The 26,901-nt window shown below is 43.7% G+C and carries 19 protein-coding genes; 2 read left to right on the plus strand and 17 right to left on the minus strand.

Annotation, left to right across the window (positions count from 1 at the left end; translation table 11 throughout):
- Positions 1-55: 55 nt before the first annotated feature.
- The 7 genes from lytR to rpoB form a co-directional block, all read right to left on the minus strand.
- A complete protein-coding gene (gene lytR / locus SNAG_RS08445; RefSeq protein WP_096408897.1) occupies positions 56-1,096 on the minus strand; it encodes a glycopolymer--peptidoglycan transferase LytR in 1,041 nt (346 codons plus the stop codon).
- A gap of 4 nt (positions 1,097-1,100) precedes the next feature.
- Positions 1,101-1,622 (minus strand): GNAT family N-acetyltransferase, encoded by a 522-nt coding sequence (locus tag SNAG_RS08450; RefSeq protein WP_096408409.1) that lies wholly within the window; start codon positions 1,620-1,622, stop codon positions 1,101-1,103.
- Positions 1,612-2,055: a tRNA (adenosine(37)-N6)-threonylcarbamoyltransferase complex ATPase subunit type 1 TsaE gene (gene tsaE / locus SNAG_RS08455; RefSeq protein ID WP_096408412.1), complete on the minus strand. Its 444-nt coding sequence runs from the start codon at positions 2,053-2,055 to the stop codon at positions 1,612-1,614. Before tsaE ends, SNAG_RS08450 begins: the two co-directional genes overlap by 11 nt.
- 83 nt (positions 2,056-2,138) lie before the next feature.
- Positions 2,139-2,762 (minus strand): hypothetical protein, encoded by a 624-nt coding sequence (locus tag SNAG_RS08460; RefSeq protein ID WP_096408900.1) that lies wholly within the window; start codon positions 2,760-2,762, stop codon positions 2,139-2,141.
- A 134-nt stretch (positions 2,763-2,896) separates the two neighbouring features.
- Positions 2,897-3,316: a nucleoside-diphosphate kinase gene (gene ndk / locus SNAG_RS08465; RefSeq protein WP_096408414.1), complete on the minus strand. Its 420-nt coding sequence runs from the start codon at positions 3,314-3,316 to the stop codon at positions 2,897-2,899.
- Positions 3,317-3,426: 110 nt separating this feature from the next.
- A complete protein-coding gene (gene rpoC, locus SNAG_RS08470; RefSeq protein WP_172842404.1) occupies positions 3,427-7,092 on the minus strand; it encodes a DNA-directed RNA polymerase subunit beta' in 3,666 nt (1,221 codons plus the stop codon).
- 32 nt (positions 7,093-7,124) lie between these two features.
- On the minus strand, positions 7,125-10,736 hold the full coding sequence (gene rpoB, locus SNAG_RS08475) for a DNA-directed RNA polymerase subunit beta (RefSeq protein WP_096408417.1): 3,612 nt from the start codon (positions 10,734-10,736) through the stop codon (positions 7,125-7,127).
- A gap of 441 nt (positions 10,737-11,177) precedes the next feature.
- Between rpoB and SNAG_RS08480 the strand changes: the two genes are divergently transcribed.
- Positions 11,178-14,888, plus strand: coding sequence for a pullulanase (locus SNAG_RS08480; RefSeq protein ID WP_096408419.1), 3,711 nt, complete (start codon positions 11,178-11,180; stop codon positions 14,886-14,888).
- A 228-nt stretch (positions 14,889-15,116) separates the two neighbouring features.
- Here SNAG_RS08480 and SNAG_RS08485 read toward each other — a convergent pair whose 3' ends face one another.
- Positions 15,117-15,623 carry a hypothetical protein gene (locus SNAG_RS08485; protein ID WP_096408422.1) on the minus strand — a complete coding sequence of 169 codons (507 nt, stop codon included), beginning with the start codon at positions 15,621-15,623 and terminating at the stop codon, positions 15,117-15,119.
- Positions 15,624-15,749: 126 nt separating this feature from the next.
- On the minus strand, positions 15,750-17,558 hold the full coding sequence (glmS, locus tag SNAG_RS08490) for a glutamine--fructose-6-phosphate transaminase (isomerizing) (protein ID WP_096408424.1): 1,809 nt from the start codon (positions 17,556-17,558) through the stop codon (positions 15,750-15,752).
- A 269-nt stretch (positions 17,559-17,827) separates the two neighbouring features.
- Between glmS and SNAG_RS08495 the strand changes: the two genes are divergently transcribed.
- Entirely contained in the window at positions 17,828-18,022 is a 195-nt protein-coding gene (locus SNAG_RS08495) for an EamA family transporter (protein WP_081103491.1), read from the plus strand.
- Between the two features lie 33 nt (positions 18,023-18,055).
- Here the strand turns inward: SNAG_RS08495 and SNAG_RS08500 are convergent, their stop codons facing one another.
- The 8 genes from SNAG_RS08500 to ruvB form a co-directional block, all read right to left on the minus strand.
- Complete coding sequence (locus SNAG_RS08500; protein WP_096408427.1) at positions 18,056-19,435, minus strand: glycoside hydrolase family 1 protein; 1,380 nt, start codon at positions 19,433-19,435, stop codon at positions 18,056-18,058.
- Between the two features lie 106 nt (positions 19,436-19,541).
- Positions 19,542-21,395 (minus strand): proline--tRNA ligase, encoded by a 1,854-nt coding sequence (locus SNAG_RS08505; protein ID WP_096408429.1) that lies wholly within the window; start codon positions 21,393-21,395, stop codon positions 19,542-19,544.
- Positions 21,396-21,411: 16 nt separating this feature from the next.
- Complete coding sequence (gene rseP, locus SNAG_RS08510; protein ID WP_096408432.1) at positions 21,412-22,668, minus strand: RIP metalloprotease RseP; 1,257 nt, start codon at positions 22,666-22,668, stop codon at positions 21,412-21,414.
- A gap of 15 nt (positions 22,669-22,683) precedes the next feature.
- On the minus strand, positions 22,684-23,487 hold the full coding sequence (locus tag SNAG_RS08515; RefSeq protein WP_096408434.1) for a phosphatidate cytidylyltransferase: 804 nt from the start codon (positions 23,485-23,487) through the stop codon (positions 22,684-22,686).
- An 8-nt stretch (positions 23,488-23,495) separates the two neighbouring features.
- Positions 23,496-24,254 carry an isoprenyl transferase gene (locus SNAG_RS08520; RefSeq protein ID WP_096408437.1) on the minus strand — a complete coding sequence of 253 codons (759 nt, stop codon included), beginning with the start codon at positions 24,252-24,254 and terminating at the stop codon, positions 23,496-23,498.
- Between the two features lie 223 nt (positions 24,255-24,477).
- On the minus strand, positions 24,478-25,041 hold the full coding sequence (locus SNAG_RS08525; RefSeq protein ID WP_096408439.1) for a nucleotidyltransferase family protein: 564 nt from the start codon (positions 25,039-25,041) through the stop codon (positions 24,478-24,480).
- Between the two features lie 13 nt (positions 25,042-25,054).
- Positions 25,055-25,597 (minus strand): hypothetical protein, encoded by a 543-nt coding sequence (locus tag SNAG_RS08530; protein WP_096408442.1) that lies wholly within the window; start codon positions 25,595-25,597, stop codon positions 25,055-25,057.
- Positions 25,598-25,626: 29 nt separating this feature from the next.
- Complete coding sequence (gene ruvB / locus SNAG_RS08535) at positions 25,627-26,625, minus strand: Holliday junction branch migration DNA helicase RuvB (RefSeq protein ID WP_096408444.1); 999 nt, start codon at positions 26,623-26,625, stop codon at positions 25,627-25,629.
- Positions 26,626-26,901: the final 276 nt, after the last annotated feature.

Below are 26,901 nucleotides of genomic sequence, written 5' to 3' on the forward strand. Positions count from 1 at the left end.
CTATTCGGATTCTTTTTGAAAAAATCGCAGGAACTTTCCCACGATTTAATCTTTTTTATTCTGTTTCTTCGCTTGAAGCACTAGTACTTGATGAAGGTCCAGGTCGACCAAATGCCGTCTCGTAAAGAACAACATTGGTCTCCAACTCAGTCACTTCCTCTTTACCTAGTGAACGACGTAAAAGATTTTGCATTTCGAGCATATGTTCTGAGGTGACAATTTGATAAGAAATCCCCTGCAACTCAGCATCTTCCCCACGCAATTGATGCGTTTCGATATTCTTGAAGGAATCCTGATAGCCGAGCAATTGTGGAATACTCTTGGCTGAAAGATCGACGTTGGTCTGCATATTGTTGCTCAATGCTTTGAGGATGCCTTGATAGTGGCTCACACTGTTTAGGCTCAAAACTTTCTCAACGATTTTTTGAATGACTTCCCGTTGACGTTTTTGACGACCATAGTCTCCTTCAGGGTCTTGGTAACGCATCCGTGAATACACCAGGGCTTCCTCACCATTCAAGGTTTGTTCTCCAACACCAATGGAAATCTTATTAAACTCCTCTTGGTCAGCAATCGAAATCGGGAAACCAAGTGTATTGTTGACGGTGATTCCCCCAACTGCATCCACCAATTGTTGAAGACCTTGCATATTGACCATGACATAGCGGTCTATATGGATATTCATCATCTTTTGAATAGTAGAAATCGCCAGTTCCGCACCGCCATTGGCATAGGCAGCATTGAGTTTGGCTTCCTGAACTTGGCCGTTTCCAAGGTCAATCTTGGTTAAAATATCCCGTTCCAAACTCATCATAGTGGTTTTCTTTGTTTTGGGATTAACCGTTAAGAGAATCATAGAATCACTATTCCCCACCCATGGATCTGTACGTTCCACATTTCCCGTATCTACCCCCATCAAGAGGATGGTCAGAGGCTCAGTCGCTTCGATAACGTTGGTTTCTTCACCAATCTTTTTATAAGTCTTTTCACTCAAGGTTGCTGTTCCTTGTTGGAAAATGGTGTAACCATAAACCGCTACACCTACAACTGTTACTGCTAGAAAGGCTAGCACCATTCCAATTAATTTTTTGATCATCTCGTTATTCATCTATCAGTCTGCCCATAAGGCAAACATCTAAAAATGTCCCTTCTGCTAAATAGGCTCCTCTTTCTTGCAAGCCTTCTGTGATAAATCCCATTTTTGAATAGAGGTGGATAGCGGCCTCATTTCGTTTTTGTACACTTAGTTGTAAGCGACGCAAAACAGCACTCGATTTAGCCCACTCAATGCCTTCTTCTAGAAGTATGGTAGCCAAACCTTGGTTCCAAAATTTCTTTTGAATCGCCAAAAAAACATCTCCAATATGCCGAACCCTTACATGCTGATCAGCAGTGATATTCAAAACACCTGCAAGCTCATCATTCAGTAAGGCGAGGAGAGTAATTTGATTCTCTGATGCAGCTTGTTTTTCGATAAAAAGAGCCATTTCAGAAGCTGTCATCATGATACCATTTTCATCCAAACTGGTAAAATCTGTCTCTTGACCGACACAATCTAAAAATGCAATCAAGGCTGTAGCATCTGAAATCTCTGCCTCACGAATACACAACTCATACTCCATCTTGAAGCTCCTTGATGAGTTGTTCAGGCCGAGAGCCATGAGCTGTAAAATGAAGACAACGACCATCAGCTTCTTTCAAAATTTCCAACTCCAAGTAAGAATCTGGTAAATCTTCACCCAAAAGATGCCCCCACTCAATAACAGTCACACCACCACCAAAGAGAAACTCATCCAAGTCAATAGAATCAGCGTCCCCTTCGATACGGTAGACATCCAAGTGGTAAAGTGGCAAACGCCCTTCGTACTCTCTGACAATGGTATAGGTTGGACTTTTAATCATCTGACGGATATCCAAGCCCTTAGCAAGGCCCTTTGTAAAGGTTGTTTTACCCGCACCTAACTCTCCAGTCAAGATCAGAACATCGTCTTTTTGAAGCAAATGGCCTAATCTTTCTCCGAGAGCTAGAAGCTCTTCTTCATTTTTTGTGTGCATGCTACTATTATACCAAAAAGTTTTCTTTTGTGTGAATTTTCTTTATGGACTTACTATAACAATTTTGAAAGATTCTCCTCCACTTAAAAGAATACAACTATTGAAAAAACAAACAGGATATCCCGAATCAGGTGTCCATAAAAGGAGATTTCCCTTTGAATACATTTTGGAAAAAGGAAACGTGCGCATAGAAAACCAACACTGATATAAAGGAGAATCGAGGAAATCACTAAGGGATTCCTCAAGAAAACCATCGTAGCTAGAACGGAAATGACGACTGTTTTCTTTTTATTTAGGTGATTTTCTATATCGCGAAAAATTTTATCAAAAGGTAAGAAAATCAATAGATCTACTCCTAGCAAGAAAAAGAAGGAGGGTAAAAAGAGGTCAACCAATTCCTGCTGCAATTTGCTAGTGGTTTGGATGCTTTCTGAGAGAACCAGACAGGTTGCCAGAAGATTGACTACTAAAAGGAGGCAATAAACCAGACTCACTTTCTTTTGAACATGTAAAATACTATGTCTAGACTGGTCTGCTGTATGGAAATAATTTATCCCAGCACACAGAACAGAAAATCCTACTATCAAAATCAAAAAATAAGCATTGGTCTGTTTTAAAGATAAAAAGGATTCTTTCCATAATAGACAACTACTAAAACTAATCTGGATGACTGCAATCAGTAACAATAGGCGAATTGATTTTACCATTTCTTTTCCCTCCCTATATGGGATTATACCTTGTGAGGAGTTTGAAATGATTGTTTCCGCCTCAAGTGTTCTTTTTTTGTGCTCAACTGACCAAAAAACAGCTCTGTTGTACACAGAACTGTCCTTTTACCAGTCTAATCCTTAAACCAGAGAGCAATTTCACGTTTTGCAGAAGCTTCAGAATCAGATCCGTGAACCACATTTTGAATGGCTTGATTGTCTCCTGTCGCTCTAGCAAAATCTCCTCGGATAGTTCCAGGCGAGGCTTCTTCTGGACGAGTAGCTCCCATCATAGTCCGCCAGGTTTCAATCACTTTCGGACCTGATAGAATGCCAACCACTACTGGTCCTGAGCTCATAAACTGACGGATAGGAGGATAAAAACTTTTTTCAACCAAGTCTTGATAGTGTTGGTCAATCAAAGCTTCTGAAACTGTTGAACGCAACTCTAATTTTTCGATTTTGAAACCGCGCTCCTCAATTCTTTTAAGAACCTGACCAATCAGCCCTCTTTTCACACCATCTGGCTTAATGATAAAGAATGTTTGTTCCATATGGACACCTCCTTGGCATTTTAGTTCTTCTATTCTACCATACTTTATGAAAAAGTGGGAAAATTTTCTGAAATAAAACAAAGAGAACCCAAAGGTCCTCTTGTTTGCTTTTATTCTACTGTTTCTTCAACTTGGATTTCCACAGCTTCCTCTACTGGAGCAAGTTCTGTCTCTTCTTGTTCTGGAGCCAGATAGGCTGCTTCATTGATAGCTTGTGGTTCAAGGTTACGGTAGCGAGCCATACCAGTACCTGCTGGGATGATCTTACCGATGATAACATTTTCCTTGAGTCCAAGGAGATGGTCTTTCTTACCACGGATGGCCGCATCAGTAAGGACACGGGTTGTTTCCTGGAAGGAAGCCGCTGACAAGAAACTGTTAGTTTCAAGTGAGGCTTTGGTGATTCCCATAAGAACTGGGCGACCAGTCGCTGGAACTCCACCTGCGATAAGAACATCCTTGTTAGCATCTGTAAAGTCGTTGATGTCCATGAGGGTACCCATAAGAAGGTCGGTGTCACCTGGATCCATGACACGAACTTTACGGATCATTTGACGAACCATTACCTCGATGTGTTTGTCACCGATTTCTACCCCTTGGCTACGGTAAACTTTTTGTACTTCACCGAGAAGGTAAGTTTCAACTGACAAGACATCACGAACAGCAAGGAGACGTTTTGGTTGGATAGAACCTTCTGTCAATGCTGCACCGCGAGAGACTTGGTCTCCAACTTCGACACGCATACGTGCTGTAAATGGTACCACGTATTCGCCTTCTCCAGTTTCACCCTTAACGAAGACTTTCTTAGTACGAGTTGAAGCGTCTTCTTCAATAGCAGTAACTTGTCCTTTAACCTCTGTGATGACCGCTTCCCCTTTAGGATTGCGGGCTTCAAAGATTTCTTGGACACGAGGAAGACCCTGAGTGATATCGGTATTTGAGGCAACCCCACCCGTGTGGAAGGTACGCATTGTAAGCTGTGTACCAGGTTCCCCGATAGATTGGGCAGCGATTGTACCAACTGCTTCACCAACTTCAACCGCATCACCTGTCGCCAAGTTGATACCGTAACAGTGACGGCAGACACCATGACGAGTGTTACATGTAAATACAGAGCGGATAGTAACTTCTTCCACACCAGCATTGACAATTTCACGCGCCTTGTCTTCTGTAATCAACTCATTTGGACCGATGATCACTGCACCAGTTTCTGGATGTTTAACAGTTTTCTTAGTGTAACGACCATTGAGACGCTCTTCAAGAGACTCGATCATCTCTTTTCCTTCTGCGATAGAGCGGATCAAGAGACCACGATCTGTTCCACAGTCGTCCTCACGGATGATAACGTCTTGGGCAACGTCAACCAAACGACGAGTCAAGTAACCTGAGTCGGCTGTCTTAAGGGCCGTATCGGTCATACCTTTACGGGCACCGTGAGTTGAGAAGAACATTTCGAGTACTGACAAACCTTCGCGGAAGTTTGAAAGGATTGGCAATTCCATGATACGTCCGTTCGGAGCGGCCATCAGACCACGCATACCGGCAAGCTGTGAGAAGTTTGAGATGTTACCACGGGCTCCAGAGTCCATCATCATAACGATTGGGTTCTTAGGATCTTGGTTGGCAACCAAGCGTTTCTCCAATTTTTCACGGGCTGCACGCCATTCAGCTGTAACAGCGTTGTAGCGCTCGTCGTCTGTGATCATACCACGACGGAATTGTTTGGTGATTTGTTCTACACGTTTGTGTGATTCTTCGATGATTTCAGCCTTGTCTTCAACAACTGGGATATCGGCAATACCCACTGTCAAACCTGCAAGAGTTGAGTGGTGGTAACCGAGGTTCTTCATGCGGTCAAGTAGGGCAGAAGTTTCTGTCGTACGGAAACGTTTGAAGATTTCAGCGATGATATTCCCAAGGTTTTTCTTCTTGAATGGGGCGTTAATTTCAAGTTTGCTAATAGCTTCCTTGATATTTCCACCTAGTGGCAAGAAGTACTTATCTGGAACACCTTCTGTCAAGTTGGCATTTGTTGGTTCTTGCAAGTAAGGCAGACCCTCTGGCATGATGTCGTTGAAGAGGATTTTACCAACTGTTGTCAGCAAGACCTTGTGCTTTTGTTCTTCAGTCCAAGGTTTGTTGAGGCTATCTGTCGCGATACCAACACGTGAATGGAGGTGAACATAACCATTGCGGTAAGCCATAACCGCTTCGTCACGGTCTTTGAAGACCATTCCTTCACCTTCACGACCAGCTTCTTCCATGGTCAAGTAGTAGTTACCCAAAACCATGTCCTGAGATGGAGTAACAACTGGTTTACCATCTTTCGGGTTCAAGATGTGCTCAGCAGCCAACATCAAGATACGAGCTTCTGCTTGGGCTTCTTCTGAAAGCGGTACGTGGATGGCCATTTGGTCCCCGTCAAAGTCGGCATTGTAGGCTTCACAGACAAGCGGGTGCAAGCGAAGGGCCTTACCATCAATCAAGACTGGCTCGAAAGCTTGGATACCCAAACGGTGAAGGGTAGGCGCGCGGTTCAAAAGTACTGGGTGTTCTTTGATTACTTCTTCAAGAATATCCCAGATACGTTCGTCTCCGCGTTCCACCAAGCGTTTCGCTGCTTTCACGTTTTGCACGATGTCACGGGCAACGATTTCACGCATGACGAATGGTTTAAAGAGCTCGATTGCCATTTCACGTGGCACACCACATTGGTACATCTTAAGAGTTGGACCAACGGCGATAACGGAACGTCCTGAGAAGTCAACACGTTTACCGAGCAAGTTTTGACGGAAGCGTCCTTGTTTACCTTTAAGCATGTGACTCAATGATTTCAGTGGACGGCTACCTGGTCCTGTGATCGGACGACCACGACGACCATTATCAATCAAAGCGTCAACTGCTTCTTGAAGCATACGCTTCTCATTTTGAACGATGATACCTGGTGCATTCAACTCAAGCAAACGAGCCAAGCGGTTGTTACGGTTGATAACACGGCGGTAAAGGTCGTTCAAGTCAGATGAGGCAAAACGGCCACCATCCAACTGCAACATTGGACGAAGGTCTGGTGGAATAACTGGAAGGATGTTGAGAATCATCCATTCAGGTTTGTTTCCAGACTTGTAAAAGGCATCCAAAACATCCAAACGACGGATGGCTTTGACACGTTTTTGTCCAGTAGCTGTTTTCAACTCTTCTTTGAGTGCCGCAATTTCTTTTTCAAGATCTACTTGTTTCAAGAGGTCTTGGATAGCTTCGGCACCCATCTTGGCAACGAATGATCCATAACCATACTCACGCAAGCGCTCACGGTATTCACGCTCTGTCATGATTGACTTGTGCTCAAGTGGTGTATCCTTCGGATCAATCACCACATAAGCCGCAAAGTAGATCACTTCCTCGAGGGCACGAGGGCTCATATCAAGGGTCAAGCCCATACGGCTTGGAATCCCCTTGAAGTACCAGATGTGAGATACAGGAGCTTTCAACTCGATGTGCCCCATACGCTCACGACGAACTTTTGTACGCGTTACTTCAACCCCACAGCGGTCACAAACAATCCCTCTGTAACGAATGCGTTTGTACTTGCCACAAGCACATTCCCAGTCTTTTGTAGGACCAAAGATCACTTCGTCAAAGAGTCCTTCACGTTCTGGTTTCAAGGTACGGTAATTGATTGTTTCAGGTTTTTTGACTTCTCCATAAGACCATGAACGGACTTTGCTTGGAGAAGCTAGGGTGATTTGCATACTTTTAAAACGATTTACATCAACCACTATTTCTTCCCTTTCTATTTTAAGTGAACTGCTTATTCTTGTTCAGCAGCTTCTTCTGTTGCTTCCGCTTTTGTTGCTTTTTCAGCTTCTTCAGCTTCAAAGGCTGCTTTAGCCTCTTGGGCTGCTTTTTCGCGGGCTTTTTCAAGGTCATCTACGTGGATGACATCTTCGTCCATTCCTTCATCCAAGTCACGAAGTTCCACTTCTTGGTCATCTTCGTCAAGGACACGCATGTCAAGACCAAGAGATTGCAATTCTTTTACAAGAACTCGGAAAGATTCTGGAACACCTGGTTTTGGAATTGGTTTTCCTTTTGTAATAGCTTCATAAGCTTTCAAACGTCCGTTGATATCGTCAGACTTGTAAGTCAAGATTTCTTGAAGGACATTTGACGCACCGTAGGCTTCAAGAGCCCAAACCTCCATCTCACCGAAACGTTGTCCACCAAACTGAGCTTTACCTCCGAGTGGTTGTTGAGTAACGGTTGAGTAAGGTCCGACTGAACGCGCGTGCAATTTATCATCAACCATGTGGTGGAGTTTGATCATGTACATGACACCAACTGATACACGGTTGTCAAACGGCTCACCTGTACGTCCATCGTAAAGGATTGTCTTGGCATCACTGTCCATACCTGCTTCTTTAACAGTGTCCCAAAGGTCTTCCGAACTTGCTCCGTCAAAGACTGGTGTTGCGATGTGGATACCAAGAGTACGAGCTGCCATCCCAAGGTGGAGTTCCATAACCTGACCGATATTCATACGTGATGGCACCCCAAGTGGGTTCAACATGATATCGACTGGAGTTCCATCTGGAAGGTAAGGCATGTCTTCTACAGGTACAATACGAGAGACAACCCCTTTGTTTCCGTGACGTCCGGCCATCTTATCTCCGACCTTGATCTTACGTTTTTGAGCGATGTAGACACGAACTAGCATGTTAACACCTGATTGCAACTCATCACCATTTGCACGTGTAAAGATCTTAACATCACGAACGACACCATCGGCACCATGAGGTACACGGAGAGAAGTGTCACGCACTTCACGAGACTTGTCTCCGAAGATAGCGTGCAAGAGACGTTCTTCAGCTGAAAGGTCTTTCTCTCCCTTAGGTGTGACTTTACCTACAAGGATATCGCCTTCTTTAACCTCAGCACCGATACGGATAATTCCCATTTCGTCAAGGTCCTTAAGGGCATCTTCACCAACGTTTGGAATTTCACGAGTAATTTCTTCAGGTCCAAGCTTTGTATCGCGGGTTTCTGATTCGTATTCTTCAAGGTGGACAGATGTGTAGACATCGTCTTTGACCAAGCGTTCGCTCATGATAACGGCATCCTCGAAGTTGTAACCTTCCCATGTCATGTAGGCAACGATTGGGTTTTGTCCAAGCGCCATTTCACCTTTTTCCATAGAAGGTCCGTCAGCGATAAAGTCGCCTTTTTCAACGACATCACCAACTTTTACGAGAGTCCGTTGGTTGTAAGCAGTACCTGAGTTTGAACGACGGAATTTTTGGATGTGGTAAACATCAAGTGAGTTATCTTCACGACGAACTTCTACCTTGTCAGCATCTGCGTAAGTAACTTTACCACCATGCTGAGCAATCACAGCTGCACCTGAGTCATGAGCTGCTTGGTATTCCATACCAGTACCAACGTAAGGCGCTTTTGGATCAATCAATGGTACAGCCTGACGTTGCATGTTGGCACCCATGAGGGCACGGTTGGAGTCATCGTTTTCCAAGAATGGAATACATGCAGTCGCAACGGCAACTACCTGTTTTGGTGACACGTCCATGTAGTCAACCACTTCTGCTGGATACTCTTGGTTGACCCCTTGGTGACGTCCCATTACAGTTTTCTCAGCAAAAGTACCATCTTCGTTCAAACGTGAGTTGGCCTGCGCCACAGTAAATTCATCTTCTTCATCTGCTGTCAACCAAACAATCTCGTTGGTCACAACACCTGTTTCGCGGTCAACCTTACGGTATGGTGTTTGAACAAAGCCATACTTGTTCAAGTGTCCGTATGATGACAAGTTGTTAATCAAACCGATGTTTGGTCCTTCAGGCGTCTCGATTGGACACATACGACCATAGTGAGTGTAATGCACGTCACGTACTTCATATCCAGCACGGTCACGTGTCAAACCACCAGGTCCTAAGGCTGACAAACGGCGTTTGTGAGACAACTCAGAAAGTGGATTGTGTTGGTCCATGAACTGTGACAACTGTGATGAACCAAAGAATTCTTTAACCGCAGCTGTTACAGGACGGATGTTGATGATTTGTTGCGGTGTCAAGACTTCATTGTCTTGAACAGACATACGTTCACGGACATTACGTTCCATACGAGAAAGTCCAAGACGTACTTGGTTAGCAAGCAATTCACCAACTGCACGGATACGACGATTCCCAAGGTGGTCGATATCATCCACACGTCCGATACCTTCCGCCAAGTTGAGGAAGTAGCTCATCTCTGCAAGGATATCCGCAGGAGTTACAACACGAACCTTGTCATCAGGATTAGCATTTCCAATAATTGTTACAACACGGTCTGGATCCGTTGGGGCAACAACCTTGAATTTTTGAAGGACAACCGGTTCTGTCAGAACAGCTGCATCGTTTGGAATATAAACGATTTTGTTCAAGTCGCCATCCAAGTGACTCTCGATACTTTCGATCACGCTACGAGTCATAACGGTACCAGCTTCTACCAAGATTTCACCCGTTTCAGGATCTACCAATGGCTCAGCAATAGTTTGGTTGAGCAAGCGTGTTTTAACGTTGAGTTTTTTATTGATTTTGTAACGACCAACAGCTGCCAAATCGTAGCGGCGTGGGTCAAAGAAACGTGCCACAAGCAAGCTACGTGAGCTTTCAGCAGTCTTAGGCTCACCTGGACGAAGGCGTTCGTAGATTTCTTTCAAGGCTTCGTCTGTACGAGAATCCATTGGATTCTTGTGGATATCTTTTTCAACGGTATTGCGAACCAATTCGCTGTCCCCAAAGATATCAAAGATTTCATCATCACCTGAGAAACCAAGCGCACGAACCAAGGTCGTAAACGGAATTTTACGGGTACGGTCAATACGAGTGTAGGCGATGTCTTTTGAGTCGCTTTCAAGTTCCAACCAAGCTCCACGGTTAGGGATAACAGTAGAACCGTAGCCCACTTTGCCGTTCTTGTCTACCTTGTCGTTAAAATAAACACCAGGAGAACGAACCAGCTGAGATACGATGATACGTTCACCACCATTGATGATGAAAGTACCCATTTCGGTCATGATTGGGAAATCTCCAAAGAAGACTTCTTGGGTCTTGATTTCGCCAGTTTCCTTGTTGATCAAGCGGAAAGTTACAAAAATAGGTGCTGAGTAGCTAGCATCATGGATACGAGCTTCTTCTAGCGTGTATTTGGGTTCCTTGATCTCATAGCCAACAAACTCCAACTCCATAGTTTCTGTGAAGTTTGAAATTGGCAATACATCTTCAAAAACTTCCTTAAGACCGTGGTCTAGGAAATCCTTGAATGAATCAGTTTGAATTTCAATCAAATTTGGTAAGTCAAGAACTTCTTTGATTCTTGAAAAACTACGACGGGTACGATGTTTCCCGTATTGAACGTCATGTCCTGCCAAGATGATTCTCCTTTGTAAATAAATTCCAAGCCTGCTTCATCAGGCTTTTCTAATCGTCAAATGGTTGTTAAACCCCTATCACCATGTCCTTTTGGATAATTTTCAGAATTTTTAAATTTCTGTTACAAAGACTCAAAAAAACGAAAAAAAGCACAAAAAGAGCAGCTAAATCTGACTTTTTCAGAAGATTTAACTGCTGTGAGTCCTGTCTGGACAATATTTCAGACAAAACCTACGACAAATGATTACTCATATTATACTTTATTTAGCCAGATTTTTCAAGATTTTTTTACTATTTTTTAAACAATCTTTTCCTATAAAATGCTTTAACTTTTCAAAAGAATGAAGCATAAAATTTTCTCTCAAAAACTAGGAAAACGCTTGCATAAATGTTTACCTCATGCTATACTGATAGGGAATAACTACACAAGGAGAATTGTGATGAAAAAGAACCCATCTCAAACTGAGAAAAAAATGGTTTACGGTATTCGTTCCTTGAAAAATGGAACAGGCTCTGTCCTTATCGGTGCCAGCATTGTCCTGCTTTCTGCTGCAATGCCAACCATTTCGGCTAACGAAAACCTTCCTCAAGCTCAGGAAAATACTAGTGCTGTGGCTAAGGCTCCTACCGAGACTGAAGCAAGTCAAACACAAGACCAAAGCCCAGTTTCTGAGGAAAATAATGCAAACGCTTCCCTTGACACTAAAAAGGAAGCCCCCGCAACTGACGCTGCTCTAGCAGCTGAAACACCTAAAAAAGAAGAAGCTACTACAAGCCAGCCCAACAGCAAGGAAGAGAAAGTAGATACTGGCACTTCGACGCCAAATTCTGATCAAAAACCACAAGCAGACACTAGTTCTGAAGAACCCATCGCAGACAACCACTTCCGCATCCATGTGAAAAAACTCCCTGAAGAAAACAAAGATTCTCAAGGCCTTTGGACTTGGGACGATGTTGAAAAGCCGTCTGAAAACTGGCCAAATGGAGCCAAGTCCTTCAAGGATGCCAAGCAAGATGACTACGGCTATTACCTCGATGTCAAACTCAAAAATGAGCAAGCCAAGAAGATCAGCTTCCTTATCAACAATACCAAGGGGGATAACCTGACAGGGGACCGTTCAGTAGAGCGCCTTTCTCCAAAAATGAACGAGGCTTGGCTAGATGAAAACTATAAGGTATACAACTACCGTCCTCAGCCAGCGGGAACAGTCCGTGTCAACTACTACCGTACCGACGGAAACTATGACAAGAAATCACTCTGGTATTGGGGCGATGTCAAGAATCCAAGTAGCGGAGAATGGCCTGACGGGACAGACTTTACTGCAACTGGAAAATATGGCCGTTACATTGATATCCCACTCAATGAAGCCGCAAGAGAATTTGGATTTTTATTACTAGACGAAAGCAAGAAAGGCGATGATGTGAAAATCAGAAAAGAAGATTATAAATTCACTGATCTAAAAAATCACAGTCAAATCTTCCTCAAAGATGATGACGAAACCATCTACACCAACCCTTACTATGTACACGATATTCGCATGACTGGTGCCCAACATGTGGCTAAGTCTCGTATCGAAAGCAGTTTTTCTACCCTTGTTGGAGCTAAGAAAGACGATATCCTTAAACGCTCTAATATCACTGATCATCAAGGGAACAAAGTAACCATTACTGATATCAAGGTTGATGAAGCAGGTAAAAAAGTGACCTACATCGGAGACTTCTCTGACACCCAACACCCTTACACAGTCAGCTACGATTCAGACCGCTTTACGACACGTTCAAGCTGGCGCCTCAAGGATGAGACCTACAGTTACGACGGTCCACTCGGTGCAACCCTAAAAGAAGATGGCAAGCGTGTTGACCTCACCCTCTGGTCTCCAAGTGCTGATAAGGTTTCCGTTGTTGTCTATGACAAGAAAGATCCTGAAAAGGTAGTTGGAACTGTCGCCCTTGAAAAAGGAGAAAAAGGAACCTGGAAACAAACTCTGGATGCAAACTCTGGTCTCGGTATCAGCAACTACACTGGCTACTACTACCACTACCAGATCGAGCGCCAAGGTAAAACTGTCCTCGTTCTTGATCCTTATGCCAAATCACTAGCAGCCTGGAACAGCGACCTTGCAAAAACAGACGCTGCCCATAAAGTCGCTAAAGCCGCCTTTGTTGACCCAGCCAAACTAGGCCCACAAGACTTGACCTACGGGAAGATTCGCAACTTCAAATCGCGCGAAGATGCTGTCATCTATGAAGCCCATGTTCGTGACTTCACCTCAGATCCTGCCATCGCAAAAGACTTGACCAAGCCATTTGGTACCTTTGAAGCCTTTATCGAAAAACTGGACTATCTCAAAGACTTGGGTGTGACCCACATCCAGCTCCTTCCAGTCTTGTCCTACTACTTTGTCAATGAATTGAAAAACCAAGAACGCTTGTCTGCCCATGCTTCAAGCAACAGCAACTACAACTGGGGATATGACCCTCAAAACTACTTCTCCTTGACTGGTATGTACTCAAGCGATCCTAAGGATCCAGAAAAACGTATCGCAGAATTCAAAAACCTCATCAACGAAATCCACAAACGTGGCATGGGTGCCATCTTGGATGTGGTCTACAACCATACTGCAAATGTTGACATTTTTGAGGATATTGAGCCAAACTACTATCACTTTATGGACGCAGACGGAACTCCACGTACTAGCTTTGGAGGCGGCCGTTTGGGAACTACCCACTACATGTCTAAACGTGTCTTGGTAGACTCTATCAAGTATCTGGTTGAAACCTACAAGGTGGATGGTTTCCGCTTCGATATGATGGGTGACCACGATGCAGCTTCTATTGAAGAAGCTTACAAGGCTGCACGCGCCCTCAATCCAAACCTCATCATGCTGGGTGAAGGTTGGAGAACCTATGCTGGTGACGAAAACATGCCTACCAAGCCTGCTGACCAAGATTGGATGAAACATACCGATACTGTCGCTGTCTTTTCAGACGACATCCGCAACAACCTCAAGTCTGGCTATCCAAACGAAGGCCAACCTGCCTTTATCACAGGTGGCAAACGAGATATCAATACCATCTTTAAAAATCTCATTGCCCAACCAACCAACTTTGAAGCAGACAACCCTGGAGATGTTATCCAGTATATCGCAGCCCATGATAACTTGACCCTCTTTGACATCATTGCCCAGTCTATCAAAAAAGACCCAAGCAAGGCTGAAAACTACGCTGAGATCCATCGTCGTTTGCGACTTGGAAACCTCATGGTCTTGACTGCTCAAGGAACTCCGTTTATCCACTCTGGGCAGGAATATGGACGTACCAAACAATTCCTTGATCCAGCCTATAAGACTCCTGTTCCTGAAGATAAGGTTCCAAACAAGTCTCACTTGTTGCGCGACAAGGACGGCAAGCCATTTGTCTATCCTTACTTTATCCATGACTCTTACGACTCTAGTGATGCTGTCAACAAGTTTGATTGGACCAAGGCAACAGATGGTAAAGCTTTCCCTGAAAATGTCAAGAGCCGTAACTATATGAAAGGTTTGATCGCCCTTCGTCAATCGACAGATGCCTTCCGACTCAAGAGTCTGCAAGATATCAAAGAGCGCGTCCACCTCATCACTGTCCCAGGACAAAATGGCGTTGAAAAAGAAGATGTGGTGATCGGCTACCAAATCACTGCTCCAAACGGTGATGTCTACGCTGTCTTTGTCAATGCGGATGACAAGGCTCGTGAATTCAACTTGGGGACTGCCTTTGCTCACTTGAGAAAAGCCGAAGTCCTCGCTGATGAAAACCAAGCCGGACCAGTAGGAATCGCTAAACCTCAAGGTCTCGAATGGACTGAAAAAGGCTTGAAATTGAACGCTCTCACTGCCGTTGTTCTCCGCTTGTCTCAAGGTGGTTCCATTGTCGCCCCAGCTGTGGAAGAAAAACCAGAATTTGATCTTTCTAGCTTGGAAATCCAACAAGACCAAGCCCAAAACCTAGTAGCAAATCCTGACTCTCAAGAAACTGCTACAGAGGCTCTTGCTCAAAAAGTCCTTCCAAACACAGGTACTGAGAGCAAATCCCTTCTTGCCCTTGCTGGATTCAGTATCCTTGCCCTTCTCGGACTTGGATGGTTGATAAAAAACAAGAAAAAGAAATAGCACTCAATGAAAATCAAAGAGTAAACTAGGAAGCTAGCCGCAGGCTTTACTTGAGTACGGCAAGGCGAAGCTGACGTGGTTTAAAGAGATTTTCGAAGAGTATAAACTAGCCCTCCTATAGAGAAAACACCCCATGGTCAGAAGAATCTTCTAGTCATGGGGTGTTGTTTTTTATATTTATCAATCTTTACCCAGCATAATAGGGAAAAACTTTTCGAAATCTATGAATTACTCAACTATCAGTTCCTGGTCTTTCAAAGTCAACTTCGAGTTTTCTGTCAATTCTGTTTGTTCAAAAGTGTAAATCGTCTCACCCTTTGTATTAATCATGTACCAGGCTTGGTCTTTACGGACAACCAGGGCAAGCTCCGTACTATTTGTGTCCTCGTTTTTGACAGTCAAAGGAAAGGCCTTGTCCACACCATCCAGAGCTACTTTCTCACCAGTTTTTAATTCTACTAGGTAGTGTACTCCATCCTTGGTACCAAAACTGTAGTCTCCATTAATCTTTGTGTGGCTATCGTAGTCTTTCATTTGAATGGAAGATCTATCTATACCTTCAAATGCCTTTTTAAAGTGTTCTCTCTGCTCTTCAGCTTTCTTTTGATCTTGAGACTGAACCGTCTCCTGCACCGCAGCAATCCGTTCCAGGTTTTGCTTTTTCGCTTGTCTCGCCTGATGGATCAAGACCGTACGTATCAAGAAAGAACTAGACAAGACGATACCAATCAGCATAGCAATAATATTTTTTTCTTCTTCATTTTCTTCTCCTTATAAAAACTGCCTTCGGAACATAAGGATTCCTATCTCAAGTATAACAAGGAAGAGCAAAAAAGTCTAGGAAGACTAGACTTTCTTAGCTTATTCTACTGTTACTGACTTGGCAAGGTTACGTGGTTTGTCCACATCGAGGCCACGGTGTAGCGTTGCGAAGTACGCAACCAATTGAGTTGGCACGACCATTGAGATTGGTGAGAGGTAAGGATGGACGGTCGTAAGGACGATATCGTCTGTCTCTTTAGCAACATTTTCTTCTGCAATAGTGAGAACCTTAGCACCACGGGCTGCGACCTCTTGGATATTTCCACGAGTGTGGTTAGCAAGGACTGGATCTGACAAGAGGGCCAAAACAGGAGTTCCCTCTTCAATCAAGGCAATGGTTCCATGCTTGAGTTCTCCTGCCGCAAAGCCTTCACACTGTATGTAAGAAATCTCTTTGAGTTTGAGACTGGCTTCCATGGCTACGTAGTAATCTTGACCACGTCCGATGTAAAAGGCGTTGCGAGTTGTTTCAAGAAGGTCGCGAACCTTGGCATCAATGGTTTCTTTCTCAGAAAGAGTTGATTCGATAGACTGAGCTACGATTGACAACTCATGAACCAGGTCAAAGTCTTGGGCTTTGGCATTGCCATTTACTTCTCCGACAGCTTTTGCAAGGAAGGCAAGGGCTGCGATTTGTGCTGTGTAGGCCTTGGTTGATGCTACAGCAATTTCAGGACCCGCGTGAAGGAGCATGGTATGGTTGGCTTCACGTGAAAGTGTTGAACCTGGCACGTTTGTCACTGTCAAGCTTGGAATGCCCAATTCATTAGCTTTGACCAAAACTTGACGGCTGTCAGCTGTTTCACCAGACTGGCTGATAAAGATGAAGAGTGGTTTCTTGCTGAGAAGTGGCATACCGTAGCCCCACTCAGATGAAATTCCAAGTTCAACAGGTGTATCCGTCAATTCTTCCAGCATCTTCTTAGAAGCAAAGCCTGCGTGGTAAGATGTCCCAGCTGCAAGGATGTAAATGCGGTCTGCATCTTGAACAGCCTTGATGATAGCTGGGTCAACCACTACTTGACCTGCCTCATCTGTGTAGGCTTGGATGAGTTTACGCATCACCGTTGGTTGCTCATCGATTTCCTTGAGCATGTAGTAAGGATAAGTCCCCTTACCGATATCTGACAAGTCTAGCTCAGCAGTGTAGCTAGCACGCTCACGGCGATTACCATCATAGTCTTGAACTTCAACACTATCAGCCTTGACGATTACCAACTCTTGGTCATGAATTTCCATGTATTGGTTGGTTTCACGAATCATAGCCATAGCATCGGAGCAGACCATGTTATAGCCTTCCCCAAGACCAATCAAAAGTGGAGATTTGTTCTTAGCGACATAGATGACATCTGGATTTTCAGAGTCAATCAAGGCAAAGGCATAAGAACCACGGATGATGTGAAGGGCTTTTTTGAAGGCTTCAAGAACTGAGAGACCGTCTTCTTCGGCAAATTTTCCAATCAAGTGCACTGCGATTTCCGTATCTGTTTGCCCCTTGAAGTGGTGACCTGCGAGGTATTTTTCCTTAATTTCAAGGTAGTTCTCAATCACTCCATTGTGGACCAAGACAAAACGTCCAGTCTCCGAGCGATGTGGGTGAGCGTTATCTTCCGTTGGTTTACCATGAGTCGCCCAACGCGTATGTCCGATACCAGTTGTTCCCTCAACGCCAGTAGTTTTAGCAGACAATTCTGAGATCCGGCCTACAGCCTTGACTAGGTGATTTTCAGCACCACCTAGGACAAAAATCCCCGCAGAATCATAGCCACGGTATTCGAGCTTTTCAAGCCCTTGAATCAAAATATCAGTTGCATTTGTGTTTCCAACAACACCAACAATTCCACACATAGTATATACGACACAGACTAGCTGTGCTTTCTCCTTAAATTGGTATAGTCTGATTTCCCTTTTACAGAATCAGCAAAAACAGTATATACTTGTTTTTCTCACTTGTCAAGAATAAAAATTGGTATAGTTTTCTATCTGGTATTTTATCAAGATTTCACTTGATACCTGGCAAGTCAGCATCAATTACTTATAATGAATAGAGGAGGTATTTGCCATGTGGTTTTTCTTCGCACTTTTATCTTCTCTTCCCATCTTGTCTGATTTTCCCCATGGGCGCCTCCTGGCTCTGCTATTACAAGGCCTTGCAGATGGGCAATGCAACTGAGGTATCTGCTGTCGATAAATTCAGTCTCGTCCTTACCCTCGTTCTAGCCTTTTTCTTCCTACAGGATGTCCTGACGTTTAAAACAATTATCGGCTGTCTCTTGATTACGATTGGGAGCTTGGTGATGATCTTAGAATAAAAAGTGAGATGAGGATCATCTCACTTTTTATTCTTAAAATCCATTATTGTCACTAAGCTCTTTGAACCAGTGACCCGATTTCTTCAGGCGACGTTCCTGCGTTTCCAAATCAAGCTCAACCAAACCATAGCGGTTCTTGTAGCTATTGAGCCATGACCAGCAATCGATAAAGGTCCAAATCAAGTAGCCCTTACAGTTAGCACCGTCTTCAATGGCGCGATGAAGCTCAGCAAGATGCCCTTTGACAAAGTCAATACGATAGTCGTCCTGAATCATGTCATTCTCACGGAATTTATCTTCACCTTCAACACCCATGCCATTCTCTGTCAGCATCCACTCGATATTGCCATAATTTTCCTTGATATTTTGAGAGATATGGTAAATCCCTTGCTCATAGATTTCCCAACCACGGTGAGGATTGATTTTGCGACCGGGCATGACATAAGGCTCATAGAAATGCTCTGGCAAGAGGGGACTGTCAGGATGTTTAGCAAAACGTGGGGCCATGACGCGTAAAGGTTGGTAGTAGTTGACTCCAAGAAAGTCCACTGTATGTTCACGAATGAGGTCCAACTCTTCTGCTGTAGAATCTGGCAGCAAATCATGCCCAGCTAAAATCTCCACCAATTCTTCTGGATAAGTTCCCAAGACAGATGGATCTAGGAAAGACTGGGCTTGAAAGAGATCCGCAATACGAGCGGCTTTCACATCCGCAGGATGTTGGCTACGTGGGTAGGCTGGTGTCAAGTTGAGGACAATCCCAATCTTAGAATCAGGCAGAACCTCATGACAAGCCTTCACCGCAAGACTACTAGCCAGTTGTGTATTATAAGCTACCTGAACCGCCGCTTTGGCATCCACCTTGTGAGGATAGTGGGCATCATAAAAATAGCCAAACTCCACAGGAACAATCGGCTCATTGAAGGTAATCCATTGGTCCACCAAGTCACCATAGGTCTCAAAACAGAAACGAGCATAGTCTTCGTAGGCCTTAATGGTCGCCTTATTTTCCCAACCATCCCCATCTTCTTGTAGGGCAAAAGGCAGGTCAAAGTGATAGAGATTGACTAAGAGACGAATCCCCTTGGCCTTAATGGCTTCAAAGACCTGACGGTAGAAAGCCACACCTTGAGGATTGACTTCTCCACGACCTTGCGGGAAAATACGAGACCACTGGATAGAAGTACGAAAGGCTGTATGCCCAGTCTCTACCAAAAGCTCAATATCCTTTTCCCAGTTTTCATAGAAGGTCGATGTTTTATCAGGTCCAATCCCATTGTAGTAGCGATTGGGTTCCACCTGATACCAATAATCCCAGAGATTGTCCCCCTTGCCGTCACCTGGCACTCGTCCTTCTGTCTGTGGTCCAGAAGTGGAGGAACCCCAGACAAAATCCTTTGGAAATTTTAACATACTTATACCTCTTAACTTGATGATGTATTCTTCACTCTCATTATATAGAAAAAACAAGGTAAAAACTAGTTACATTTTTGCCTTGTTTTTCTTCTGATTATAGTTTTTATTTCTTGCTTAGGATTTCAAGGGTTTCGAGCAAGTTGTCTGCGTGAACTTCAATGGTGTCACCAGTTGCCTTGATCTTAACTTCTACGATACCATCAGCTGCTTTCTTCCCTACAGTGATACGGATTGGAAGACCAATCAAGTCGCTATCGCTGAACTTCACTCCGACCCGTTCGTTACGGTCATCTGTCAAGACTTCGTAGCCAGCTTCCATCAAGTTGGCTTCCAATTTTTCTGTCAAGACTTGCGCTTCTTCATCTTTAACATTGACAGTAATCAAATGCACATCGAATGGCGCCAATTCTTTAGGGAAATTAACTCCCCAAGCGTAACGGTATTCACCTTTTGGCGTTTTGTTAACAAAGAGGCGAGCGTGTTGTTCCATAACTGCTGAGAGAAGACGGCTGACACCAATACCGTAACAACCCATGATGATTGGGATCGCACGGCCATTTTCATCCAAAACATCCGCACCCATGCTTGCTGAGTAGCGAGTTCCCAATTTGAAGATGTGACCAATCTCGATACCACGCGCAAAGTTTAGAACACCTTGTCCGTCTGGTGAAATTTCACCCTCACGAACTTCACGGATATCCACATATTCTGCAGTGAAGTCACGACCTGGGTTCACACCCGTCAAGTGGTAACCATCTTCGTTTGCCCCCACAACAGCATTGCGAACATCTTGTACATTACGGTCTGCAATGATTTTCACATTTTCTGGCAAACCAACTGGTCCAAGCGAACCAAAGCCTGCTGGGACGACACTTGCGACTTCTTCCTCGCTCGCAACGTCAAAGAAATCTGCACCCAAGTGGTTTTTCAACTTGACTTCATTGAGTTGGTCATTTCCAACTAGAAGGGCTGCAACAAGCTCACCATCTGCCATGTAAAAGAGAGTTTTAATGGTTTGTTCTTGAGGAACGTTAAGGAAGGCTGCCACTTCATCGATGGATTTAACACCTGGAGTTTCCACGCGAGTTACTTCTTCTTCCGCAACGACACGGTTGCTTGGTTTGTACTCGTTTGTTGCCATTTCTAAGTTAGCTGCATAGCTAGACTCACTTGAGTAGGCAATGGTGTCTTCACCAGAAACCATCCATTTGAGCAATTCTGCCTTGATTTCTTCTTGCACTTCTGCAGGAATCTCATCAAATGAGGCAACTGACTTGTCTAAGACAACCCAGCGGTCAAGGTCTGTACGAGCAGGTGTGATGGCCATAAATTCTTGGCTATCCTTACCACCCATAGCGCCACCATCACCGATGATGGCCTTGAAATCCAAACCACTACGAGTGAAAATTCGTTCGTAGGCCGCCTTGTACTCGTCATAAGTCACATCCAAACTATCGTAATTAGCATGGAAACTATAGCCGTCTTTCATGATAAATTCACGCGTACGGAGAAGTCCGTTACGTGGACGTTTTTCATCACGGTATTTCGGTTGGATTTGGTAAAGGTTGAGTGGCAATTGCTTGTAAGATTTCACAGAGTCACGAACAATAGCTGTAAAAGTTTCTTCGTGTGTCGGACCTAGGATAAAGTCTGACTTTTCACGATTTTTCAGTTTATAAAGGTCTTCACCATAGGTTTCATAACGGCCTGATTCACGCCAAAGATCAGCACTGAGAAGGGCAGGAGCTAGCATTTCCACCGCACCAATCTTATCAAACTCTTGGCGCATAATGTTTTTAGCCTTTTCAATCACACGGTTCGCCAGTGGTAGGTAAGAATAAACACCAGCAGAAACTTGACGAACATAACCAGCACGCAACATAAGGGCGTGGCTGATAACTTGAGCATCACTTGGCATTTCGCGAAGCGTTGGGATTAGCATTTTACTTTGTTTCATAATATTCCTCGATTATCTAAAAGAAGAGTCGCATAATGTCATTCCAGGTCACAGCTAGCATCAAGACAACCATGATAACTACACCAGCCATGGTGACATAGGTTTCAATTTCTTGTTTAAGGGGTTTCCGGCGGATAGCCTCTAGGATATTGAGTACAATCTTTCCACCATCCAAAGCCGGAATCGGAATCAAATTAAAAATTCCGATATTGATGGAAATCATAGCTAGGAAATAGAGGACATTCTCAAGACCATTTTTAGCAGCATCGCTACTTGCCTTAAAAATGGCAACGGGACCACCGAGTTTGTTCAAATCTGGATGAAAAATCAAGTTTTTCAGAGCCGAAAGGATACGCAGCCCTGAGTCAGCAGCGGTTGTAAATCCACCAACAAACATGGATAGAAAGTCTGACTTGACCCCTGGTTGAACCCCGAGAATGTAACGTCCTTGATTTTCTTCTGGAGTCACAGTGACTTGTTTTTCGCTACCATTTTCAGAAATGGTCACGTCTAAGGTCGGGGCTGTCTTGTCTTTGGTATCTGCTTCCACAGCCTGAGTCAAGTCTTGCCAATTCTTAACCTCATGCGAGCCGACCTTGGTAATTTGGGCGGTCTCAGCTACACCTACCTTAGCCAAAGCTCCTTCTGGCATGACATGAAAGAGATTGGTCTGAGTGTCTCTAACACCGCCTTGCAAAAAGATCAGGATCCAAAAAACAACAACACCTAAGATAAAGTTATTCATGGGACCTGCAAAGTTGGTGATGAGCTTGCCCCAGATAGAAGCATTTTGGTACTGTACATCCAGAGGGGCAATGCGCACTTCGGTTCCATCTGCCTCGACAACCGTTGCATCGTGATCGACTGCAAAAGTCTTTTCTTCTTCCAGGACCAAGCCTTTAATAAAGAGCTTGTCTTCAAAGTCAAACTGAGTTACCTGCATAGGGAGAGCTGTTTGATCCAGTTTCTTCCCAGATAGATTGATTCGTTTGACCTTACCATCTTCGGCAAGTGTTAAACTGACCGGGGTTCCTGTCTTGATCTCCGTCGCATCATCACCCCAACCAGCCATACGAACATACCCTCCTAAAGGAAGGATCCGAATGGTATAAGCAGTTCCGTCCTTACCGATATGGGCAAAAATCTTGGGGCCCATACCAATAGCAAACTCACGGACTAAAATGCCTGATTTCTTAGCAAAATAAAAATGTCCAAACTCATGCACCACCACGATAATCCCAAAAACGAGGATAAAGGTTAGCAATCCAATCATTCAATATTCCTTTCTTTAGAAGAGACCAAACAAGTGCATGATAGGAAAGACAACTAGCATACTGTCAAAACGATCCAACACACCACCATGACCCGGGATAAATTTCCCTGAATCCTTGACACCAAAATGGCGTTTCATAGCACTCTCAATCAAGTCACCAAACTGACCTGCCACACTGAAGAAGACGGCAAAGAGGCTCATTCTATAAATTCCATAAGGAAGAGCAACTGTACTGTCTACAAGCATGAAGATTGCTGTTACCAGTACCGCACCTAGAATACCTCCGATAAAGCCCTCAATGCTCTTATTGGGAGAAACTCTCGGAGCCAACTTATGCTTACCAAAATTCATCCCTATCAGGTAAGCTGCGCTATCTGTCGCCCAGACGATAAAGAGGGCCAGAAGCACCTTGTCAAAACCTGCCACCCGAGCATCTAGTAAGGCGTTAAAGCCAAAACCAACATAAAAACTCATCGCTATCGGAAAAACGGCATCTTCAATGGTATAGCTTTTACTGAAAACGGTGGTCCCTAGCATAATCGTAATTAAAACGCTGTAGGCAACCACATTCCCATCAACTGGCAAAAAAGTTAGGTAATTTTCTAAGGGGATTGTGAGAGCAAAGGTCGCAAAGAGGGTCAAGGCCCCCTCGATGGTCATGGTCTTTAGCCCCTTCATGTGCAAGAGTTCATGGACAGCCAGCATGGCTAACAAACCAATGCCTATCTGTAACAAGAGTCCTCCCACAAACAAGACTGGAAGGAAAATGGCCAGGGCCAATACTGCAAACAATGTTCTCTTTTGTAAATCCTTGGTCATATCTTCTCCTAAACTCCTCCAAATCGGCGATTACGATGATTAAAGGCAGCAATAGCTTCCTGCAGGGCGACTTCGTCAAAATCAGGCCACAAGGTATCCGTAAAATAAAGCTCGCTATAGGCTGCTTGCCATGGCAAGAAATTACTTAAACGCAACTCACCACTCGTACGGATAATCAAATCTGGATCTCGCAAATCCTTTGGCAGGTGTTGCGTGAAAAGGTAATCCCCAATCATATCTTCTGTGATATCACCAGGGTTGATTTTGGCATCTAGAACTTCCTGAGCCAAGACCTTAAGAGCCTGCGTAATTTCAGCACGACCACCATAATTAAGGGCAAAATTGAGAATCAAGCCTGTGTTGTTCTTGGTCAACTCCTCTGCTTTTTTCAAAGCTTCAAAAGTCGGCTTAGGCAGACGGTCTGTTTCCCCAATCATCTGAATCTTAACATTATTTGCATGTAATTCGGGAACGTAGTTATCATAAAACTCGACTGGCAAGTTCATGATAAACTTGACCTCTTGATCCGGGCGCGTCCAATTTTCCGTTGAAAAGGCATAGACTGTGATAACCTTAACTCCCATCTTGTTAGCTGCCTTGGTCACCATTTGGAGGGCTTCCATCCCCGCCTTATGACCAAAAACCCGTGGTTGCATCCGTTTTTTAGCCCAGCGACCATTTCCATCCATGATGATCCCAATGTGAGCAGGAACCTGTGTTGGAACCTCAACTTCTACAGCTTTATCTTTCTTAAAAAATCCAAACATGATCATATTCCTATTCAAAAATCTATCGTTTCATTATACCATATTTCCCTATTTTCTTCTATTGCTAAGTTACTGCCCCTGCTTGCAGGCAGACAAAAAATAAGCCGCCTGATTGGGCGACTTAATTTTTTATAGGGAGATTATTATGAAAAAGTTTTAGGAGTTTAAGTTAAGGTCTTCTTAACTTATGAGATAAGTGTACAATTCCTAACTTAAAGTTTCCTTAAGTTATTTTAAATGTGAGATTTTTCCATTTTTCTTGCCAGTTTTTCTTAGATAAACGCTGTTGATAAAGCTTCATCCGGTCGTCATTTTCTAAAAAATGGGGAGTTGGGCGAACCTGAAAGTTCAAAATATCCTCCAAACCATAAGGCGCAAAGAGCTCTAAAGTTGCACCTGCATTCAAGCGAAGGCCTACCGCCGTGCAACGCTCGGGATACTTACTCATAGCATCACGAGAACTGGTATAGGGCGCAGTGTGAGGACTGTGCAGATGCATGTAGACCTGATTTTTCAACTCCCATTGATATTGGGGAAAATTCTCTTTCAGCTTGCGTTCTATACCCAACGTATCTTCGTAAGAGATAGCTGGATCAAAGAAAATCACATCCACATCTGTTTCACGGTCAAAAGGCGATTTGTCTGACAAGAGATTCCAGATAAAATTCCTGACAGAACCTGCCGCCAACCACGAGTCTTTCAGATCAAGGTTACGGATGATGGTTAAGATTTTCATCAAATCTGTGTTTAATTGGATAGCTTGTAAAAAATCTTGTCTGATAAGCATAGTTACTCCGTTTTCATCGATAAACTACATGGGCTGTAAAAGTTACTGGCTCGTTACCTACATTAGTGAGGGTAATATCATACGGTTCGCTACTAGTCACATAAAATACATTCTCACCCTTATACCTTGCTATCAAACCCTTTTCACTAATATATAAATCATTTGAAGATCTATTGTCAACATATTCCTTTACAATTTCTCTATCTTCATTAACTTTACTACGAGAGATACGCTGTTCCTCAACATCATACCACAAGTCACTGTCTCTAAGTGTCCAGATTTTTTGTCCAGTTAAAAGTAGTTCACTTGTATCTTTTTTTACTAGATAGAGTTCGGTCCGAGGATCTAGTGCTTCGTTTGCTATACCTATATGTATTTTGACACTTTGTCCTGGCTGTAGAGTATAATAACTATTATAAATATAGAATACGAGTCCTATAAAAAGCAAGAAAAGCATGCTAAAACCGATTTTTTTATTCATTATAAATGCGAACAGGATTAATAATAGAAATATTAAAGGTAAGGCTATAAGAAGAAGCAAAAATATCAGTATCATCAGTATTCCTTTCTTTCGACTAGAATGGATTATTTTTCACTATATTCATACCCTAAATGTTCATAAGCCTTAGCTGTCGCGACCCGTCCTGAACGAGTTCGCATGATAAATCCTTTCTGGATTAGGTAAGGCTCATACATATCCTCTACTGTCTCGCGCTCTTCAGCGATATTTACAGAGAGAGTTCCTAGACCGACAGGACCCCCACCGTACATCTCAATCATGGTGCGAAGGATTTTCTGGTCCACATAGTCCAATCCTTCATGATCTACATCCAGCATAGTCAAGGCCTTATCCGTAATGACATCATCAATCAAGCCATCGCCCATAATCTGCGCAAAATCACGCACGCGCTTGAGCAATCGATTGGCAATACGAGGAGTTCCACGACTGCGTAAAGCTAACTCTGAAGCAGCCTCATGGGTGATTTCCATCTCAAAGATATCTGCCGTCCGCTCGACAATCTCTGTCAAGTCAGCATGTTCGTAATATTCCATGTGACCTGTAATCCCAAAACGGGCACGAAGAGGATTGGACAGCATCCCTGCTCGAGTTGTCGCACCAATCAAGGTAAATGGTGGCAAATCTAGATGGACACTACGACTAGCTTCCCCCGCACCAATCATGATGTCAATGTAGAAGTCTTCCATGGCACTGTATAGCACCTCTTCTACCGACATGGGCAAGCGATGAATCTCATCAATAAAAAGAACATCTCCTGGCTCCAAGTCATTCAAAATTGCTACCAAATCACCGGCTTTTTCGATAACGGGACCAGACGTCTGCTTGAGATTAACTCCCAATTCATTAGCAATGACAAAAGCCATGGTTGTTTTTCCGAGACCTGGGGGACCAAACAAAAGGACATGGTCCAGCGCCTCATCCCGCATTTTTGCGGCTTCAATAAATATTTGTAGCTGATCCTTGACCTTGTCCTGACCGATATATTCACGTAAATATTGGGGACGGAGGGTACGTTCTACCAACTCCTCATCACCCATGATTTCATTATCTAAAATTCTACTCATGCTCCTATTATAGCAAAAATCCAGCCTACAAACAAAAAAGCCACCTGATTGGGTGACTTCTTTAGGAGATTATGATGAAAAAGAAAAGTTTAGGATTTCATTAAATAAAGTTAGGAGGTCTTTATTTAATGACTATATGATATATGATACAAGATGAATCTTAAAGCTAACTTAACTTTTTCTCTGATTGATCATTTTTTAAAAATTTTTTCCAAGTGAAATTTCCTTTCTTAAGCAACAAAAAAGCCACCTGATTGGGTGACTTCTTTAGGAGAT

Source organism: Streptococcus sp. NPS 308, assembly GCF_002355895.1.
GTDB lineage: Bacteria > Bacillota > Bacilli > Lactobacillales > Streptococcaceae > Streptococcus.

Bases quoted from the DNA above. Each gene is read 5' to 3' on its own strand.
- SNAG_RS08505 (WP_096408429.1), bottom strand. From the start codon at position 21,395: ATGAAACAAAGTAAAATGCTAATCCCAACGCTTCGCGAAATGCCAAGT.
- rseP (WP_096408432.1), bottom strand. From the start codon at position 22,668: ATGATTGGATTGCTAACCTTTATCCTCGTTTTTGGGATTATCGTGGTG.
- ruvB (WP_096408444.1), bottom strand. From the start codon at position 26,625: ATGAGTAGAATTTTAGATAATGAAATCATGGGTGATGAGGAGTTGGTA.
- SNAG_RS08500 (WP_096408427.1), bottom strand. From the start codon at position 19,435: ATGTTAAAATTTCCAAAGGATTTTGTCTGGGGTTCCTCCACTTCTGGA.
- SNAG_RS08460 (WP_096408900.1), bottom strand. From the start codon at position 2,762: ATGGTAAAATCAATTCGCCTATTGTTACTGATTGCAGTCATCCAGATT.
- SNAG_RS08485 (WP_096408422.1), bottom strand. From the start codon at position 15,623: ATGCTGATTGGTATCGTCTTGTCTAGTTCTTTCTTGATACGTACGGTC.
- ndk (WP_096408414.1), bottom strand. From the start codon at position 3,316: ATGGAACAAACATTCTTTATCATTAAGCCAGATGGTGTGAAAAGAGGG.
- lytR (WP_096408897.1), bottom strand. From the start codon at position 1,096: ATGATCAAAAAATTAATTGGAATGGTGCTAGCCTTTCTAGCAGTAACA.
- SNAG_RS08530 (WP_096408442.1), bottom strand. From the start codon at position 25,597: ATGATACTGATATTTTTGCTTCTTCTTATAGCCTTACCTTTAATATTT.
- SNAG_RS08525 (WP_096408439.1), bottom strand. From the start codon at position 25,041: ATGCTTATCAGACAAGATTTTTTACAAGCTATCCAATTAAACACAGAT.
- glmS (WP_096408424.1), bottom strand. From the start codon at position 17,558: ATGTGTGGAATTGTTGGTGTTGTTGGAAACACAAATGCAACTGATATT.
- SNAG_RS08495 (WP_081103491.1), top strand. From the start codon at position 17,828: ATGGGCGCCTCCTGGCTCTGCTATTACAAGGCCTTGCAGATGGGCAAT.
- SNAG_RS08480 (WP_096408419.1), top strand. From the start codon at position 11,178: ATGAAAAAGAACCCATCTCAAACTGAGAAAAAAATGGTTTACGGTATT.
- SNAG_RS08450 (WP_096408409.1), bottom strand. From the start codon at position 1,622: ATGGAGTATGAGTTGTGTATTCGTGAGGCAGAGATTTCAGATGCTACA.
- SNAG_RS08515 (WP_096408434.1), bottom strand. From the start codon at position 23,487: ATGACCAAGGATTTACAAAAGAGAACATTGTTTGCAGTATTGGCCCTG.
- SNAG_RS08520 (WP_096408437.1), bottom strand. From the start codon at position 24,254: ATGTTTGGATTTTTTAAGAAAGATAAAGCTGTAGAAGTTGAGGTTCCA.
- tsaE (WP_096408412.1), bottom strand. From the start codon at position 2,055: ATGCACACAAAAAATGAAGAAGAGCTTCTAGCTCTCGGAGAAAGATTA.